Here is a 1,213-nt window from a genome sequence, read left to right on the forward strand (position 1 = left end):
CGCCGCGGGCGCGCCCGGCGGGACTCCCGCCGGAGCTTCCCCTTGTCTCCCCGTTCAGGGACTACGGGCGGCAGGGCGCTCCGGACCCGGCCGATCCCGTGATCCAGCGAAGGCCCCGCTTCGGGCTGCCCGCACGCGGGCTTTCGCACCGGCGGATCCGGCGCGGGGAGATCCGGCGGCGGGGTGTCTTCCGCTTCCGGGGCCGGTGTGGCATCTTGTACGTACAACAGATACGTACAAGTTCGGCGCCCGCGCCGTGACTGATGCCGACGAGGAGGTTGGCGTGAGCGGTCCAGAGAAGTCCAGGGTCCCCCTGTTCGCCACGATGCAGCGCATACCCGGCGGACTGATGCTGATCCCGCTGATCCTCGGCGCGATCTTCGGCACCTTCGCACCGGGCGCCCTGGGGATCGGCAGCTTCACCACCGCGCTGTTCCAGGACAGCGCGCTGCCCCTCATCGCCCTGCTGATCTTCGCGACGGGTACGCAGGTCTCCCTGCGCACCGGCGGACCGATCCTCGCCCACGCGGGCACCGTGCTGCTGATGAAGAGCCTGATCCCGGCCACGCTGGTCGTGCTGCTCGGGCTCGGCGTCGGCCTCGACGGGCTCCTCGGCGTCTCGCTGCTCGCCCTGCTCGCCTCGATGGACAACAGCAACGGCGGCCTGTGGCTGGCCTTCTCCGGGCAGTACGGCGACGAGCGGGACCGCGGCGCCTACGTCGCCAGCGCCATCAACGACGGGCCCTTCCTGACGCTGCTCTTCCTCGGCGCCTCCGGCCTCGGCGACATCCCGTTCCTCGCCCTGCTCGGCGCGATCGTCCCGTTCCTGCTGGGCGTGCTGGTGGGCAACGTCGACGCCGAGTGGCGCAAGGTCGTCCAGCCGGTGCCGAACATCGTCATCCCGTTCTTCGCGTTCTCCCTCGGCACCGGCATCGACCTCGGCGACATCGTCACCGGCGGCGTGACCGGCCTGCTCCTCGGCCTGATCATCGCACCGTTCACGGGCTTCCTGGTCTACGTCGGCTACCGGTACATGCTGCGCCGCGGCTCCATGTCCGGCATGGGCTTCGCCGCCGGCACCACCGCGGGCAACGCCATCGCCACCCCCGCCGTCGTCGCCGCCGCCGACCCCCGATTCGAGGAGTACGTCGGCACCGCCACGGCGCAGGTCGCGGCGTCGGCCCTGGTCACGGCGATCGTCGCACCGCTGCTC

The 1,213-nt window shown here is 71.4% G+C and carries 1 protein-coding gene; it reads left to right on the plus strand.

The window, feature by feature from the left end:
• Nucleotides 1–283: 283 nt before the first annotated feature.
• Nucleotides 284–1,213 (plus strand): 2-keto-3-deoxygluconate permease (locus H5J30_RS34330; RefSeq protein ID WP_309505721.1); only part of this gene is annotated, 930 nt, incomplete at its 3' end.

The organism is Streptomyces phytophilus, assembly GCF_013870535.1.
Lineage (GTDB): Bacteria > Actinomycetota > Actinomycetes > Streptomycetales > Streptomycetaceae > Streptomyces > Streptomyces phytophilus.